Source organism: Hungatella hathewayi WAL-18680, from assembly GCF_000235505.1.
Lineage (GTDB): Bacteria > Bacillota > Clostridia > Lachnospirales > Lachnospiraceae > Hungatella_A > Hungatella_A hathewayi_A.
This window is the reverse complement of sequence record NZ_JH379027.1, coordinates 1,237,624-1,254,069: the sequence shown is the minus strand read 5'-3', so window position 1 is coordinate 1,254,069 and position 16,446 is coordinate 1,237,624. Positions and strand designations below refer to the sequence as shown.

Sequence of the window (16,446 nt, the reverse complement as noted above, 5' to 3'; positions counted from 1 at the left end):
GGTTTTAATAAAATGGAATCCGCATAAGCGCCTCGGAGGGATACTGTGCCTTGCTGGCTACTACCAAAACTCCCCCATAAAATCGCCATGGTCCGACGTGAATATAATCATTGTGTTATCATAAAGCTGAAGTTCCTTGTAGTTTTTTTATCACTTCTCCGATTTTTCTGTCTATCAGTGTAATATTGGAATAATAAGCCTTTTTCATCAACCGTATCTCATCCTGGGTAAATCCGTCCGGTGAGCCGTGTCCGGCCAGGTCCACCTGTCCGTATTTTTTCACAATGTCCAGATAATGAGGCGGCTTCCCAAATAAATCTGCCACCGTTGTATCCGGCACGCTCAAGTCCTCCGCCTCATATACCGACGAATCCGGCAGCCCAAGTCCGTCAAAAGGCATATGAGGACCTGGGAATGACAAAGTCAGAAACCAGGGCTGATGTTCCGGACGCCGCTTCTCCAGCCACTCCAATCCCCTGTTTCCAATATAGGTGTCCACATAAAACTTTTCATCTCCAAAAAATTCATAGATTCCCTTTTCATTCACCTGGCGGTACAGTTCTCTTCCTCTGCGAAATCCGTGGTCATACAGATATTTCACATAGCTGGATACCGTTGGAGCCGTGGTTTTATTGGCCGGCAGTCCAAAATAGTCCTCCCCCATCTCCGGACTGATCACCTCCGGCGGTTCATGCTCATCTACAATGTCTTCATAATCATATCCCCTGACAATCCTGGAATTCCAGAAATGCTGTTTTCCTACTACCGCAGTATGATATCCTCCCTCCTGAAGCAGACTCATAAATGTAGTCTCCCGTTCCGGCAATGCCGTCATATATCCCGGCGCACCGCACTGGGAAGGATACCGGCCGGTAAAAATAGCCGCCCTTGCAGGAATGCAGGATGGATTGGAGGTGTAAGCCCTGGTAAAATCCACGCTGTCCTTCTGCAATTTATCTAAATTGGGCGTTGCCACCTCTCTATTCCGGTATCCTACCCCATCAAAACGCTGTTCATCCGTCATGATGAATAAAATATTTGGTTTTTCCATTTCTATTTCTCCTCTCCCTTTTCAGTTAAGTCCAAATGCACATTGAAGGGGTAGCAGACTGTGACAACAGTTCCCACACCTTCTTCACTTTCTATGGTTACTCCATATTCTTCCCCATAATAAAGCCGTATCCGGTCATGAATATTTTTCAGTCCCACGCCCCCTATTCCATGGCTGGTATTTTCTCTGATTGGCTGCGCCAGGTTTTCCCGGATTTCCCGAAGGCGCTCCGGGGCAATCCCCACACCGTCATCCGCTACCCGGACCACCACATTCTCCGAATCTCTCCCAATAGAAACCCTGATTTCTTTTCCCTTGCCTCCCCTTGCCATCCCGTGAGAGATACAGTTCTCCACCAGCGGCTGCAGACAAATTTTTATCATCTGCTCCTTCAGAAGTTCGTCCGGAACTTCCACCCTGCTGATGATTTTCCCGCCAAACCTGGCATCGATAATTTTCATATAATTTTGCAGATTCACAAGCTCATCCTGGACCGTCACGATGAGATGGCTGGTTCGTGTGGCATATCGGAACACTCCCGACAGAGCTACGATGACCTCTCCCACCTGGCTGGCATCATAGATATCCGCCATGCTTTTAATCATATCCAGCGTGTTATATAGAAAATGGGGATTAATCTGGGCCTGGAGAGCCGCAATGGCCGCCTCCTTCTCCTTAAGCTGAATCGTGTAAACCTGATTCACCAGCCGGTCAATTTCCCCTGCCATATCGTTAAACGCACGGCCCATATCCCCCAATTCATCCTTTGTCTCCGCCGGAACACGCACCTTAAAATCACCGTTGCGGACGTGTATCAGATTTTTGTGAAGGTCCAGTACAGGCGTCACGATCGTCTTCGCCAGCATGACGGATGCTGCCAGAATCACCGCCATACTTAGGATAATCACCGCCTCCGTAATTCTGTCCAGAGCCTGAATATTGGCATTGATATTCTGAAGTTCATCGTAAAATGTCACCACAAGTCTAAAATTATCAATTCCGTAGTTCCAGGTAATCCAGTCACCGTCCACTGGCATTGTCTCCTCCGTATTGCTGTACAGTACCTGCCCCGCCGTATTTTCTACCATGATTCTTGTCTGTATGACTTCTTCCAGCCCTCCAAAAATCCCATCCAGCATATTCTTATCAAACACTACGAACAGATAACCCAATTCCTGGGTGAGAACATCCACATCCATGATACGCCGCACATAGACCAGCTTATTGTCGGGAAGTTCCTCCAGCATGGACTGGTTATAAATTCCGTGATTTTTATAGTTGTTTAATAAACCGTCCGCCGGTTTTGTAAAACTTACAGGCATCCCCTTTTTGGTGGAATTGATGATATCAAAGCTGATCCCGTTCTGTTTCACAAACGTTACCTGGTCCACCTGATTCATAATCTTGAATAAATCCAGATTCACCCGCACAATCTGCTCCAGCGCTATCCTGGCATTGTAAAGGCTCAGTGTATCGTCCGGCCTTTTTAGGATTTCCTGGGTGCTGCTGTTGAAAAACAGATTGGAGATATATTCTATTTTTGTCAGAGAATCTGACAGTCTGATTCCTGCATTCTGCTCCGCCAGCCGGTTCATACTGACCGCATCCTGCTCCAGACGCTCCGAATACCTGAAATTAATATAAAAATATACAATGCACAGCGGAACCAGAGATACAACTAAAAAGCTGGCAAAAATTTTCCGGTATATCCTGCTGCCAAACCACTTCATCATATCGTTTCGTCCTCCCTGCATTCCGCCCTGTATTCTGTCGGCTTCATTCCTACAATCGAAACAAACACCTTGCTAAAATATCTGGCATCATGAAATCCCACCTGGTCACTAATTTTCGCAACCGAAAAATCCGTATTTTTAAGCAGGGCTTTGGCCTGCTCAATTCTCACTCCGGACAGATAATCCACAAAATTAACCCCGGTTTCATCCTTGAATTTCTTGCTGAAATAGCTGGGATTGATGGAGAATTCATCCGCTATGGCTCCCAGACTCAGATTGGACGCATACTGTTCCCTCATCATCCTCTGCACTTTCAGTACAATGGCGCTGACCGTCATCGGGCCGGCATCCTTTAAGCAGTCAACCACCTTCAGACTGTATTCCAGAAATTTCCGGCATATGGGCCGGATACTGTAAAATCCCCTGATACGCACACAGAAATCATATCCTTCCTCAATCAGCTCCAACAGCGTCTGCTCCCTGGTCTGCCGGTAAGAATCCGTCAACAGCTCCAAAATTTCTCCGGTCAATATAAAATAAAAATTCAGACAGCTGGTAATATCATAGGAACTTTTTAAAAATGCTTCCTCCTGCTCACAAGAGCACTGTTTAATCTTCTCCTTATCCCTGGCCTCCATGGCGTCCAGAAACGTACGTTTCATCTCAGATTCCAGCATCACCGGCTCCGGCGCCGATTCCCTCTTGTGCTGCTGCCAGATATCATCCCTCGCTTCCAGTACCGCCTCCTCCAGCTCCATAAAGTCCGTTCTAGGCCGGCTGACTCCCCACAAATATCCATTTAAAATGCCGAGCAGAACATTCTGCTCAATATAAAATCCGGAAGGATTTTCAATTCCCACGACCAGAAAAATCCAGGTATGTACATCCCGGCGTACCAGAAACACATGGCGGCTTCTGCAGGCCTTCTCCAGCTTATCCTGGAGATGTTCTTTCACGAGCATGGATATCTCCAGACCTGCATTCTGAATCATCCCCAGTACATAATAATGTCCATTTAGATTCCTTTTTGCAATAATCTCCGCCAGACGTTCCTTTGGCATATTCTGGGGATGGCAGAACAACTCCAGCAGGATATTCTCCACCATGGCATGATAGCCGGTCTGGGCATTTTCGATTTGGCGGTGTTCCAGCTCCAAACTGTCAATGGCCTTCTTCACCGCGCCGTACACTGCTTCCCGCTCAAGGGGCTTGATTAAATAAGCCAGCACCTCCAGCTCAATCGCCTGCCTTGCATACTCAAACTCATCATAACCGGAAATAACAATGGCCTTTGGAACCTTACGCCCAGATTCTTTTGTATATTTAATCAGCTCAAGTCCTGTCAGTACCGGCATATTGATATCTGTAATCAGGATATCGACCGGCTTCTGCTTCAAAATGAAAAGGGCGGCCTCCACCTCCTGGCACACCTCTATCATCCCCAGCTCAAAAGGGCTTTTTTCTAATAATTCCTTCAACCATCTTCCTACCCAGTATTCATCATCTACAATTAAAACATGATACATATCATTTCCCCCTTGCCTTATATAGATATTATAAATCCTGGGAGAGCAGATATCTATACCCGCTAAAAAACCGCTGTTGCTCTGTCACCCAGAGCAACAGCGGCTCTCCCCTATTGCTTTAATTTTAAATTATTCTCTACCTGAGTATTTAAATCTGCTACCACATCCCCCACGGAAGCGCCGCCAGCAATATTAGCGGTAAATGTCTTGGCATCTGCCCAAGGATTCACAACCGTGTTATCAAAAGCAGAGTCCACCCATGGAAGCATACGCTCGGCCGCCAGGCGTTCTGCTGCCGGAGCCACAATATCACTTTCCGTGCTGGTTCCATCGGTTCGCGGGTTAAAGCTGCTCTGGCTTGCAACGTAGGCATTCATACTGTCAACGCTTGTGAAATATTCCACAAACTTTCTTGCCGCATCCTTTTTCTCACTTGCACTGTTGATACATACGCGGACACCTGCATTGATTAAAATCAGAGAATCCTCTTCCTGTACCGGAATTCCGCCAAAGGTATAGTTCATATCAGGAGCCGCTTTCTGAATGCCCGATATAAACCAGTTTCCTCCCGGCATAAAGCCAACATCACCTTTTGCGAATTCTGCAATATCGTCCTGGCCTGCCGCATATACCAGCGCCTTGCCGCCATCCAGATAACCTTTATCAATCAGCTCTTCCACCAGTGTAAATCCTGGTTCCATCACCTGGCCAAATTCCAACTCCCCTTTGTTGATTTTGGCAATCTGGTCTAATTTATCATCTGCCCGGTAAACAGCATCCAGACTCTTTGCCACTGAGAAGACACTTACGCCAGTTCCATCCTTTGCTCCTGTTACAATCGGTGTTTTTCCTGCATTCTTTAAGGCTTCACAGGCCGCCAGGAATTCCCCGTAATTAGACGGTGACTTTTCAATCCCCACTTCTTTCAGCAAATCTGTGTTGGTATAAAGACCAAATACGGCCACTTCCATCCCCAGACCGGGAACAGAACCGTTGATGGTCAGCAAATCTTTTACCAGCGTGCTGTATTTTCCTACCACAGGCATATCTGTTAAATCTTCCGTATAACCTGCCTCCTGAAGTCTCGGCAGATAATCAGGATTGGCAAAGAAAATATCATCCCCCTGACCTGACGCCAGTCTTGCAGTCAGTACGTCCTGATAGCCGCCGGCATTGCTGATCCCTTCATATACTACGTTGATATCAGGATTCTCCGCGTTGAATGTTTCAATCAGCTCCGGAATCGCGCCTTCCTCCGCTCCCGTTTTGAATCCAAATACCTTAAGTTCCACTGTCTCCGTTTTTTCTGCCTGGCTAGTCTGCTCAGTCGCTGCCTTTGTAACCGGCTGGTCCGTTCCCGTAGTCGCTGTCGCCGTTTCCTCTGTTTTACCTGCGCATCCTGCCAGAGATGTCACCACCATACCGGCAGCTAAAAGCATAGCTAACTTCTGTTTCATAACTGTTTCCTCCTTTTATTTTTATATGTATAGAAACTATAACATCAACCTTTTACCGAGCCGCTCAGCATACCCGATATAATCTGTTTCTGTAACAGAAAGTATACAATCAAAAGCGGCAGAATCACCAGCGTGGTAGCTGCAAACAGGATATTCCACTGGATAGACAAATCACCCTTAAAGAAAAACACGGTAAGCGGCAGTGTCCTGGAATTTTTGCCCTGAAGCAGCAAAAGCGGGTACATAAAATTATTCCAAACCCGAAGCGCTATCACAATCAAAAGCGTAACCATGGGTGGCTTCAACAGTGGCAGCACTATGGTTAAAAATGTCTTCATCCTTCCGGCGCCGTCAATAAAAGCAGCTTCCTCAAGAGTAACCGGCACCGTATTTACAAAACCGCTGAAGAAAAATATCCCATAAGCGGCATTGGCCCCGATAAAAGCCAGAATCAGCCCAAACAGCGTATTGCCCACGCCCAGTTTCTGCATCCACAAAACCAGAGGCACCATAGCCACCTGCTCCGGCAGCGCAAGACCCACAAGAAACAAAATATTCAGGGCGATAAAAAGTTTCCTCCCTCTTTTTACCCGGGTGATTGCATAAGCGCCACAGGCTCCAAAGAATGCCGTCAGTAGCGCACTGCTGACCGTCAGGATAGTGGAGTTCATAAGCGCCCTCCAATACCCCATCCCGTCGATGGCTGTTTTATAATTTTCAAATGCAAAACTGGTCTTTAAACTTAAAGGCTCGCTGGCCAGCAGCACATCATCCTTTAAGGATACAATCATCATCATGATGACCGGATAAAACATCAGGATACCCACAGCAATCATAAGAAACTCAAAGAGCACACCAAACTTTTTTCTCTTAGCCATCAGTAAATCGCCTCCTCACGTTTCTTTAAGTATCCAATCAACAATTGACCGAACAATACGATAACGATAGCCAGAATTACGGTTTGAGCTGAAGCATATCCATGCAGTCCCCGGTTCATATTGGCCACCACAGATGTGCCCACCGTTTCCGTGGAATTGAGAGGGCCCCCTCCCGTCATAGCATAGACAATGTCAAATACCTTCAGCGACTGGGTAAATGCCAGTGTCACATTGATGGTGGTGGCCGGAGCCAGCATAGGCAGAATGATGGTCCTGAACTTCTGCCAGGAACCCGCCCCATCAATAGCGGCCGCTTCCAGTATATCATTGGAAATGCTCTGTAAATTAGACATATAAATAGTGGACGAATACCCTATCCACATCCACACATGGGCGATAATGGTACACAGCAGCGCCGTTTTTTTATTGCCAAGCCAGATGATATCCGTTCCCAGCAATTTGTTCAACAGACCATCCGGCATATAGATAAACTGCCAGATAAACGCCACCACAATTGGTGAAAGCATACAGGGCGCAAACAGCAGCGACCTTAAAAGGTTTTTCGATTTTAGTTTTGTATTTAGTGCCATAGCAAATACAATGGCAAATAAATTTTGAAAAATCGTGGCGCCAAGTGCGAACCAGAAGGTATTTACCATAGCTTTCTTAAATACCCTGTCATGGATCAGCACATCATAGTTATTAAACCCTACCCATTTGAAGTTCAAGTTGACTCCATTAAAATTGGTCAGACTAAACAACATGCTGGATACCACCGGAATTACAAAAAACAACACATATACAATTAGAATCGGAGCAATCAGAACCAGATAAAAATAAAAATTGTTAAATGTCAACCTCTTCTTATTCAAGATGCATCCTCCCCGCTTATTGCTTGTGATATCTTTATTATAAAGATTCTATCTGGGGTTCGATAGTCAATTATTTTTTGATTAGGGAGTATTATTTGTTGTTTTTTCGATGACCGGTGTCCAATATTTTTGGACAGCAAAAAAGCCCTGATTTGCGCGCTCAGGGCTTTTTCACTAAAAACCTATTCTTTTTGGGGCAGGAGCATCATCATTGCGAGTATAATATGACTGATGCCGATTACAAAGCCTGCTGGAGAATGATGGTTTTTCATACACAGCACTATCAGGACAGCCGCCTCTATCAATAGTATAGTACGGGTTATCTTGCGGAACTTCTGTTTTTGCCCGTCTCCCAGTGGTTTGTGAACCGCCTCGATAGGAGCATTTAACCAGATGATGATTTGCGCCACAAATGTGAGCGCAAACATCCCTGGCAGGAGAAAGTTAAACAGAGAAAACCGCAGGGTGGCTGCAATGACCAGTTCCAGTATTGCAGAAAATATCGCGCATCCGATGGGGATCGACGCGTGATAACCACCCGCATAACTTCGCAGAGGAATATAGACGACTGCAAATAGTGCCATATATATCAGACAATGGAATAGTAGGCTAATTAGTACGAGAACCGAGAAATTCAAACACTGAAGTATTAAAAGGTTGTATCCATATTGATACAGTTCTCGGTCACTCTCTTCAATCTTATTATTTTTTATCTGACTATCTAATAACTTGTCAGTTAGATTGAACAACATTATTTAATAAACTTCTTCGCAGACTCTGGTACCTCTGGCTGATGCATAAACCATGCACATGCCACGTTTACATTTTCAACTACAAGCATAATAGCCATCATGTTAACTAAAGCTACTGGTGATAATTTGATAATCTTATTTAATACTTTCTTCATCACAATACCTCCCTTTAATCTATACGTTCTTGACGCAAGGATAGTATACACCAAATTCTTGCAAAAGTTACATTTTTGGAAAAATCTGTATCAAAAACGGAAAAATTTGTAACTTTTCGTCATGCAAACATGATGGTTACGCAGAATTCGCCCTCACCATATTCAATATTAGTCCATCCGCCATAGCGTTCCACAATCTTTTTCACATTACGTATTCCAATCCCATGCATAGTTGGATTCTGTTTACGGGTAATAAATTCACCATCTTTTTCAACGGGCTGTTCTAAATAATTATTTGTAATTTTTATTGTTGTAAATCTTCCATCATTAGCCTTATACATTTGAACATCTACAAAACCATTTGGACATTTATTTGCTGCTTCAATAGCGTTATCAATCAAATTACTCATGATACTAATCAGATCAATATCCTCAACTTCAGGTTTTTCAAATCCCAATTCAACATAGACATTGTAATCTACCTTTTTAATCAATGCCTCTTGTTTCTTCCCATTTAAAATTGCATTGAGAATCTGATGATTGCAATAATGTTCTTCTCCGACTTTTACAATGTGACGATTCAAAGAATCAATGATATCTACAATCTTCTCGTTATTTTCCTCTAAAGCCAACGTTTCGATTGTTTGCAAATAATTTCCCATATCGTGTATGATTTCCGAATGTTTTCTATTTATTTCCTCTATCTGTAAATAGTGTTGATTTTCAAGGCGACTTTTTATATCTGTAAGTTCATACTCTTTCACCCGATTCATCATGAATATCATTCTGTCATAAACGACAAATAAAACGATATTAGCTGCCAATAATAAAACGCATCCTATTTCCAATATAACTGTCGGAAATTTGGGATTCAAAAAGCTAATATTAGAATACGTTATTCCAACATAAACCACCAGACACGCAATTGGAAAACAGCAAAAATACGGTGCTAAAGATGGAAAAAACATAGATTTTCCATTATCGGATACATGGCAAATTATCCTTATAACCATAAAAGTTAACAGTTTTGATGATAAAACCAACATTAGCAGATTCTTCGGATCGTTGCTTAATTCAATAGTTTCATTTCCCAGATATGGATAGAAAATAACCATCATGACAAACTCACCGCATAATACAATAAAACAACATAATAATACATAAAATACTTTCTTTTTTACTGGCGATATAAATAAAATCTGACATAAAACCATACAAAGTGTCAATGAAGCTACTAAGTTCAGGCCAGCAATTCCAAACTGGTTGATACCGAAAACACCTAGCATCAAAATACCTACTACTGCCACAGAAACCCATTTTTTATCAAATCTGCGTTTCAAAAAGTGACTTAAGAAGAAAAAATACATATACCCTTCAAAGAAGCATATCCCCAAATCAAACAACTTAGTCCACACCATCTCCACCTCCATACTTATCCCAGAACTTAATAAAGCCCTTCTTAAACTCATTATAATGTGACCTGGAGATGTTTAGTTCTCCGCCACCTTCCAACACAAGATAAGTCTTATCGAACCGCACTACCCATCTGCAATTAACCAGATAGCTGTTATGTGCGAATTCAAAACCGTATTTATGCAGTTGCTCGTATAATACCGAAACATGCAGGTTCGTCAGCAGCTCATCCTTCACCTCATATTTCTCCGGTTCCAGCAGATGGATGCTGCTTCCGCGTTTCGCTTTGGAGATGTATGCAATATCATTGACATAAATTCTTGCTAACCCTTCCTCGGTTCTCGTCAGTATATACTCCTCTTTGTAGGACCTGACCATCTTTTCGAGTATCTCCGTAATTTCCCGACGCATGGTTTTATCATCAAATTGTTTTAACAGGAACCGGTAGGGCGTCACCTTGATGGACTCCGGCGTTGGATTGACCACGCCGGAGCAGAATACCAGTACCGCGTTCCGATTCCTGGCCCTCAGCTTTCTCGCTGTCTCCGTGCCGTCAATCCCGCCTAACTGCATGTCGATAAACAGCGCGTCGTGCATCACTTCGCTGTCCCGCAGCAGCCGTTCCCCAGAATTGTACGTAAAGAATTCCAGCTTTCCCATAAAACATTCGCGAATCAGATTTTTGATATACTCCACGTAATTCATATCGTCATCGCATATCGCAATCTTATAATTAACCCCATTATTCACATTTATCATTTGTAGTTTTCCCTTTTTAACGCTTGGCCAGTTCTTTCATCTCCCTGGCATTGTCGTACACGGCGTCCGTGATCTCCGCGCCGCCCAACAGTCTTGCCAGTTCCTGAATCATCTGCTCATAGTCTAACTGCCGGATTGTGGTGGTCGTCCGCCCATCCACCGCCGATTTCACAATCTCGTAGTGGGCATCCGCCATGGCCGCAATCTGAGGCAGGTGGGTAATACAGATAACCTGATGGCTCTTTCCAATATAGGAGAGCTTTTCCGACACTTTCTGTGCGGTTCTACCGCTGATTCCCGTGTCGATCTCGTCAAATATCAGGGTCGGTATTTCGTCCGTGTCGGCCAGAACGGCCTTAATCGCCAGCATGATTCGGGACAGCTCGCCTCCCGATGCCACCATGCCCAGCGGCCTCACCGGTTCTCCCGGGTTGGTGGAAATCAGGAATTCCGCCTCATCATATCCGCCTGACGTGTAGTGGTCCAGCTTCTCAAATTTCATGTCGAACCGGACGTCAATGAAGTTCAAATCCTCCAGCCCCTGTCGGATTCTGTCAACCAGAACACCTGCGGCCTCCTGCCGCACCGTCGACAATTCCTGACTCTGCGCCTCCAGCATCCGCTCTGTTTCGGCCAGTTCCGACTCAAGCTCCGCCAGTATCATATCATGGTTTTCCAGCTCCTCCAGCCGCTTTCTCTTCTCCTCCAGCTGGACCATAATGTCCGAAATGTCGTCGCCGTACTTGGCCTGAAGACCGTGAATGACATCCAGCCGCTCCCCAATCCGCTCATACTCTTCCTCATCGAAGGAAAAACTGTCTATGTAGGAGGAGACATCGTGAATGATATCCCGGATAATGGAATCCGCATCGTAGAGCTGGTCGCGGATGGGGCCAAGGGCCTCGTCAAACTCCGCTACCCGGTCCACCTCCTTTAAGGCCACGCTGATGCTCTCGGAGGACAGCGCCCGGTCCGCGGCGGACAGTCCCTCCATGATCTTCTGGCCGTGCTGGAACTTGCGGTAGAGTACCGTCAGCTCCTCCTCCTCCCCTTCCCGAAGGTCCGCATTTTCCAGTTCCTCGATCTCAAAACGGCAGAAATCGGCTTCCCGCAGCCGGCTCTCCCTGTCCATGGACAGCGATTTGATTCTCTCCTGTAATTCCTGATAGCTTCGATAGGTCTGTGCGATTGTGTTCTTGATCGGGTTGGTCCGTGATTTTGCATAGGCGTCCAGAATCTGGAGATGTTTTGACTTGTATAGTAAAGACTGGTGTTCATGCTGCCCATGAATGTCAATTAACAGGCTGGTGATTTCTTTTAATTTTGCCGCTGTGACCGTCATATCGTTTATTTTGCTCACACTGCGTGATGGCATGATTTTTTTGGATATAATAAGGGTGCCGTCCTCCGGCAGTTCCACATCCATTGCCTGGAGCAAAGCTATTTTCTCCGGTTCCGTCACACGAAAGATAAGTTCCACATAAGCATATTCCGCCCCCTGCCGGATGATATCCTTCGGGACCTTGCCGCCCAGAGCCATGTTGACAGAGCCTATGATGATGGACTTTCCCGCTCCGGTTTCTCCCGTCAGGATGTTCAGCCCCTCCTCAAAGGATATCTCGGCCCTCTCAATCAGCGCCAGATTTTTCACATGTAAATCCAGTAACATTTTCTCCCTCCTTAACCGACAACCAGTTTGCGAATCTTGTCCATCACAAGAATCGTGTCATCCACGCTGCGCACCGCGCACATGATCGTGTCGTCCCCTGCGATACACCCCACGATTTCATGAAAATGGATGGCATCCAGCGCCGCCGCAACCGCCATCGCCATTCCCGATCCCGTCTTGATCACCAGAATATTCTGCGCCATATCCATGGACAGAAAGCCGTCTCTCAGGATGCGGATATATTTATCGCTGAAAGAATCCTGGTTCTGAAGTACCACATAATGCTGTTTTCCATTCTCACTCTGCACCTTGGATAACTTCAACTCCCGGATATCCCTGGACACGGTAGCCTGCGTCACCTGGTATCCGGCGCGGTTTAAATACTCCGCCAGCTCTTCCTGTGTCTCGATCTCATATTTTCCTATCAGTTCCACGATTTTGCTGTGTCTTTCTACTTTCAACATCGTTCTCCTTCCAGTTACACGCCAGTCATTTTTTCCCTCAGGTTGTCCAAAAAAGAGATGTGCTTTAATTTAATCAGCAGCGTCTCCGTCTCTGCCTCTTCGATCTTGATTCTGTCGCCGGGCTTCACATCCCATACGGCGTCGCCGTCGTAGACCACCACCTGGCCGCCGTCGTCGCTGCCGGTCATCTCAATCTCGATTCTGTCCTCCGCCGGAAATACGATGCTCCGCATGTTCAGGGCATGGGGGCAGATGGGCGTTAAGATAGTCATTCTCGCCGCCGGTTCCACGATGGGGCCGCCGGCCGACAAGTTGTATGCCGTGGAGCCGGTGGGCGTCGCCACAATCATGCCGTCCGCCGTGTACTCGTTTAAGCAGTCTTCATTGACATAGATTCTGAATTTCAGTACCCGGAGCATTTCCCTTCTTGTGAGAACAATCTCGTTGAGAGCCAGGCCCTCGTAAATTTTCTCTCCGTCCCGGTAAACGCTGCCTTTCAGCATCATTCTGCGTTCCATGCGGTACTGGTCGTTTATCAAATCGTTGAGCATCTGGGTGATATCTTCCTGCCTGCTGATCTGGGTCAAATAGCCAAGCGTCCCCAGATTTACCCCGATGATGGGTATCTGTCTGCCCGCCAAATCTCTGGCCGCCTGTATCAGGGTGCCGTCGCCTCCCAAGGTGATGACACACTCGGTCCGCTCCGGTATCTGGCTGGCATCCGTGTATTTGTAAAGCCTGGGTCCCTCCGCCGGGTTCTCGCCCTGAACGGCGCAGCCGCATCCCTTGGATTCCAGGTAACTGCAGATGGACCGGGCCACTTCTTCTACATGCTCTTTATCAGGATTGGTAATCAGATAAAACTGTTTCATCTGTTCTGGCTCCTTGTTTGTGATGGCTGGCGTATGCCTTTTTTTGTCAAATGGGTTCCTGTCTGTGAAACGTCTCCATCCTACAACGTGCCGTGAGCCTCGTCGACGATGCGCTTTGCATCCACCGACGCCGCCTCGGCCGGATACCGCTCCGGATTGTTCTGAAGATACAGCAGATATTCGATGTTGCCCTCCGGCCCCTTGATGGGGGAGAACTCCAGATTCAAAATTCCAAAGCCGATACTCTGCGCGTAGGCTATGACCTGCTCGATAACCTCCAGATGGGTGCTCTTCTCTCTCACCACGCCCTTTTTCCCCACTTTTTCCCGTCCGGCTTCAAACTGTGGCTTAATCAGGCACACAATCTGGCCGTCGTCCGCCAGCAGGGCTTTCACCGGCGCCAGAACCTTGGTCAGGGAAATGAAGGAGACATCGATAGAGGAAAACTGGATTTTGTCCGGAATATCAGCCTCCGTCACATAGCGGATGTTGGTCTTCTCCATACACACCACCCGCTCGTCGTTGCGGAGCTTCCAGGCCAGCTGTCCATGTCCCACATCCACGGCGTACACCTTGACCGCGCCGTTTTGCAGCATGCAGTCGGTGAATCCGCCGGTGGACGAGCCTACGTCCATGCAGATTTTCCCGTCAAGGGTCACGCCGAAATGGGTCATGGCTTTCTCAAGTTTTAAGCCGCCACGGCTGACGTATTTTAAGGTGGCGCCCCGGACCTCGATGGAAACCGCCTCGTCAAAGGTAGTTCCCGCCTTGTCCTCCTTCTGGCCGTCCACATAGACAATGCCAGACATGATGATGGCCTTCGCCTTTTCTCTGGACTCCGCCAGATTCCGATTCACCAGAAGGATATCCAGTCTCTCTTTCATGTATCTTCCTCTTTCAAACTTTTTCAAACCGGTTTCACCATTTGTAACCCGGTTCCGACATGATCAGACGATCCGCTTTTGCAGCTTCTGCCCGGTTTCTGTCAGATAATGGGCTTTGATGGTCTTTATAATGGAATCGCTGTCGATTCCCAAATCTTCTCTCAGAATCGACACGTTGCCGTGCTCCACGTAGGCATCCGGCAGGGCGATATTTAACACCTTTACCTGGGGATAATGCTCATGGATGTAGGCCGTCACCTGAAGACCGTAGCCGCCCTGGAGCACATTTTCCTCCATCGTCACCACATAATCGTGGGTGGCCGCGATGCGGTCTATCATCTCCGTGTCAATAGGCTTGATGAACCGGCCGTTGACCAGGGTGCAGGAGATATCCTCCGCCATCAGCTTCTCCCTGACATGCTCCGCCGTGCTCACCATGCTTCCCACGGCCAGCAGGGCCATATCAATCCCTTCAAACAATACCTCGCCCTTTCCGTACTCGATTGGGCTGTCAAATTCTTTCAGTCCCCGGTAGGCTTCTCCTCTCGGATAGCGCACGGCAATGGGACCGTCATATTCCATGGCGAACCTTAAGTCCCTGCGGAATTCCCACAGATTCTTGGGCGCCAGCACGCACATGTTGGGTATGGAGGTCAGGTAGGACAAATCAAAGATTCCCTGATGGGTCTCCCCGTCACTCCCCACAAGCCCAGCCCTGTCAACGGCAAATACCACCGGCAGATTCTGGAGGCACACGTCATGCACAATCTGGTCGTAAGCTCTCTGTAAGAAGGAAGAGTACACCGCCACCACCGGTTTCAATCCCGTAGCCGCCATGCCGGCAGCCGATGTCACTGCATGCTCCTCCGCAATTCCCACATCAAAAAATCTATTTGGGTATAACTGGCCGAACCGCTTTAAGCCGGTACCGTCCGGCATGGCGGCAGTCACCGCCACAATCCGCTGGTCCTTCTCAGCTAGTTTACATAACTCTTTTGAAAATACATCCGTGTAGGACGGGTACATTTTCTCACTCTTGCTCTTCCCGCTTTCGATGTCAAATGGCTCCACGCCGTGGAACCGGGCGGGATTCTTCTCCGCCGGGAGATAGCCTTTGCCCTTCTTTGTCAGGACGTGGACAATCACCGCATGGTCCAGTTTTTTCGCTTCCTGGAGCACCTTGCACAGCTGCTTGATGTCGTGGCCGTCCACCGGTCCTAAGTACACCAGACCCATATTTTCAAACAGCATTCCCGGAATAATCAGCTGCTTGATTCCCTGTTTGGTGCGGCTGATTTTGTCGATGACCTTTTCGCCCAGCACCGGTATTTTCTCCAGGGCGCTGGTGATGTTTTTCTTTAAATCATTGTAGCCCGTGCCGGTACGGATGCTGCTCAAATATTTGGACATGCCGCCTACATTTTCAGAGATGGACATGTTGTTGTCGTTCAGCACGATGATAAAATTCTTCTTCAGTCTGGCCGCGTTATTGAGCGCCTCATAGGCCATGCCGCCGGTGAGGGCGCCGTCTCCGATGACGGACACGATGGTGTAATCGTCCCCCTGCAAATCACGTCCCTGGGCCATGCCAAGGCCGGCGGAAATAGAAGTAGAGCTGTGTCCGGTGTTGAAGGCATCGCAGGGGCTTTCCTTTGTCTTCGGGAAACCGCTCATGCCGCCGTACTGGCGCAGCTCATCAAACTCCGCTTTTCTGCCGCTGAGAATCTTATGAGTGTAGGACTGGTGGCCGACATCCCAGATGATTTTATCCTTGGGCAGGTCAAAGGTGAGGTACATGGCCATGGTAAGCTCCACTACTCCCAGATTTGACGCCAGATGACCGCCGGTCGTGCTTATTTTTTCTATGAGAAAGTCACGGATTTCCTGGGCTAAAAGCTCGATTTCAGCCTTGTCCAGTTTCTTGATATCCTGTGGCCCGTTAATCTTTTCCAATATCATAA

15 protein-coding genes are annotated in these 16,446 nt (G+C 47.2%); all 15 read right to left on the bottom strand.

The window, feature by feature from the left end; genetic code table 11:
* Positions 1–118: 118 nt before the first annotated feature.
* The 15 genes from HMPREF9473_RS05745 to dxs all read right to left on the bottom strand — a co-directional run bounded on the left by HMPREF9473_RS05745 (position 119) and on the right by dxs (position 16,444).
* Entirely contained in the window at positions 119–1,051 is a 933-nt protein-coding gene (locus tag HMPREF9473_RS05745) for a sulfatase family protein (RefSeq protein ID WP_006779125.1), read from the bottom strand.
* A gap of 2 nt (positions 1,052–1,053) precedes the next feature.
* Entirely contained in the window at positions 1,054–2,784 is a 1,731-nt protein-coding gene (locus HMPREF9473_RS05740) for a sensor histidine kinase (protein ID WP_006779124.1), read from the bottom strand.
* Entirely contained in the window at positions 2,781–4,310 is a 1,530-nt protein-coding gene (locus HMPREF9473_RS05735; RefSeq protein WP_006779123.1) for a response regulator transcription factor, read from the bottom strand. Before HMPREF9473_RS05735 ends, HMPREF9473_RS05740 begins: the two co-directional genes overlap by 4 nt.
* A gap of 110 nt (positions 4,311–4,420) precedes the next feature.
* Positions 4,421–5,767, bottom strand: coding sequence for an ABC transporter substrate-binding protein (locus HMPREF9473_RS05730; RefSeq protein WP_006779122.1), 1,347 nt, complete (start codon positions 5,765–5,767; stop codon positions 4,421–4,423).
* Between the two features lie 44 nt (positions 5,768–5,811).
* Positions 5,812–6,645, bottom strand: coding sequence for a carbohydrate ABC transporter permease (locus HMPREF9473_RS05725; RefSeq protein ID WP_006779121.1), 834 nt, complete (start codon positions 6,643–6,645; stop codon positions 5,812–5,814).
* Positions 6,645–7,517: a carbohydrate ABC transporter permease gene (locus HMPREF9473_RS05720; RefSeq protein WP_006779120.1), complete on the bottom strand. Its 873-nt coding sequence runs from the start codon at positions 7,515–7,517 to the stop codon at positions 6,645–6,647. Before HMPREF9473_RS05720 ends, HMPREF9473_RS05725 begins: the two co-directional genes overlap by 1 nt.
* 182 nt (positions 7,518–7,699) lie before the next feature.
* Positions 7,700–8,269 carry an accessory gene regulator B family protein gene (locus tag HMPREF9473_RS05715; protein WP_006779119.1) on the bottom strand — a complete coding sequence of 190 codons (570 nt, stop codon included), beginning with the start codon at positions 8,267–8,269 and terminating at the stop codon, positions 7,700–7,702.
* Positions 8,269–8,424, bottom strand: coding sequence for a cyclic lactone autoinducer peptide (locus HMPREF9473_RS26725; RefSeq protein WP_006779118.1), 156 nt, complete (start codon positions 8,422–8,424; stop codon positions 8,269–8,271). The genes HMPREF9473_RS05715 and HMPREF9473_RS26725 overlap by 1 nt, the downstream gene beginning before the upstream one ends.
* Positions 8,425–8,543: 119 nt before the next feature.
* On the bottom strand, positions 8,544–9,893 hold the full coding sequence (locus tag HMPREF9473_RS05710) for a sensor histidine kinase (RefSeq protein ID WP_080568787.1): 1,350 nt from the start codon (positions 9,891–9,893) through the stop codon (positions 8,544–8,546).
* Positions 9,829–10,596: a LytR/AlgR family response regulator transcription factor gene (locus tag HMPREF9473_RS05705; RefSeq protein WP_006779116.1), complete on the bottom strand. Its 768-nt coding sequence runs from the start codon at positions 10,594–10,596 to the stop codon at positions 9,829–9,831. Before HMPREF9473_RS05705 ends, HMPREF9473_RS05710 begins: the two co-directional genes overlap by 65 nt.
* A gap of 16 nt (positions 10,597–10,612) precedes the next feature.
* A complete protein-coding gene (gene recN / locus HMPREF9473_RS05700; protein ID WP_006779115.1) occupies positions 10,613–12,265 on the bottom strand; it encodes a DNA repair protein RecN in 1,653 nt (550 codons plus the stop codon).
* A gap of 11 nt (positions 12,266–12,276) precedes the next feature.
* Complete coding sequence (gene argR, locus HMPREF9473_RS05695) at positions 12,277–12,726, bottom strand: arginine repressor (protein WP_034858823.1); 450 nt, start codon at positions 12,724–12,726, stop codon at positions 12,277–12,279.
* A 17-nt stretch (positions 12,727–12,743) separates the two neighbouring features.
* Positions 12,744–13,601: an NAD(+)/NADH kinase gene (locus tag HMPREF9473_RS05690; protein ID WP_006779113.1), complete on the bottom strand. Its 858-nt coding sequence runs from the start codon at positions 13,599–13,601 to the stop codon at positions 12,744–12,746.
* An 80-nt stretch (positions 13,602–13,681) separates the two neighbouring features.
* Positions 13,682–14,485, bottom strand: a complete 804-nt coding sequence (locus tag HMPREF9473_RS05685; RefSeq protein WP_006779112.1) for a TlyA family RNA methyltransferase — start codon at positions 14,483–14,485, stop codon at positions 13,682–13,684.
* A 63-nt stretch (positions 14,486–14,548) separates the two neighbouring features.
* Positions 14,549–16,444 carry a 1-deoxy-D-xylulose-5-phosphate synthase gene (gene dxs, locus HMPREF9473_RS05680; protein WP_006779111.1) on the bottom strand — a complete coding sequence of 632 codons (1,896 nt, stop codon included), beginning with the start codon at positions 16,442–16,444 and terminating at the stop codon, positions 14,549–14,551.
* Positions 16,445–16,446 lie beyond the last annotated feature (2 nt).

Bases quoted from the DNA above. Each gene is read 5' to 3' on its own strand.
- HMPREF9473_RS05710 (WP_080568787.1), bottom strand. From the start codon at position 9,893: ATGAGTTTAAGAAGGGCTTTATTAAGTTCTGGGATAAGTATGGAGGTG.
- HMPREF9473_RS05745 (WP_006779125.1), bottom strand. From the start codon at position 1,051: ATGGAAAAACCAAATATTTTATTCATCATGACGGATGAACAGCGTTTT.
- HMPREF9473_RS05730 (WP_006779122.1), bottom strand. From the start codon at position 5,767: ATGAAACAGAAGTTAGCTATGCTTTTAGCTGCCGGTATGGTGGTGACA.
- HMPREF9473_RS05690 (WP_006779113.1), bottom strand. From the start codon at position 13,601: ATGAAACAGTTTTATCTGATTACCAATCCTGATAAAGAGCATGTAGAA.
- HMPREF9473_RS05740 (WP_006779124.1), bottom strand. From the start codon at position 2,784: ATGATGAAGTGGTTTGGCAGCAGGATATACCGGAAAATTTTTGCCAGC.
- recN (WP_006779115.1), bottom strand. From the start codon at position 12,265: ATGTTACTGGATTTACATGTGAAAAATCTGGCGCTGATTGAGAGGGCC.
- HMPREF9473_RS05715 (WP_006779119.1), bottom strand. From the start codon at position 8,269: ATGTTGTTCAATCTAACTGACAAGTTATTAGATAGTCAGATAAAAAAT.
- HMPREF9473_RS26725 (WP_006779118.1), bottom strand. From the start codon at position 8,424: ATGAAGAAAGTATTAAATAAGATTATCAAATTATCACCAGTAGCTTTA.
- dxs (WP_006779111.1), bottom strand. From the start codon at position 16,444: ATGATATTGGAAAAGATTAACGGGCCACAGGATATCAAGAAACTGGAC.
- HMPREF9473_RS05725 (WP_006779121.1), bottom strand. From the start codon at position 6,645: ATGGCTAAGAGAAAAAAGTTTGGTGTGCTCTTTGAGTTTCTTATGATT.
- HMPREF9473_RS05685 (WP_006779112.1), bottom strand. From the start codon at position 14,485: ATGAAAGAGAGACTGGATATCCTTCTGGTGAATCGGAATCTGGCGGAG.
- HMPREF9473_RS05735 (WP_006779123.1), bottom strand. From the start codon at position 4,310: ATGTATCATGTTTTAATTGTAGATGATGAATACTGGGTAGGAAGATGG.
- HMPREF9473_RS05705 (WP_006779116.1), bottom strand. From the start codon at position 10,596: ATGATAAATGTGAATAATGGGGTTAATTATAAGATTGCGATATGCGAT.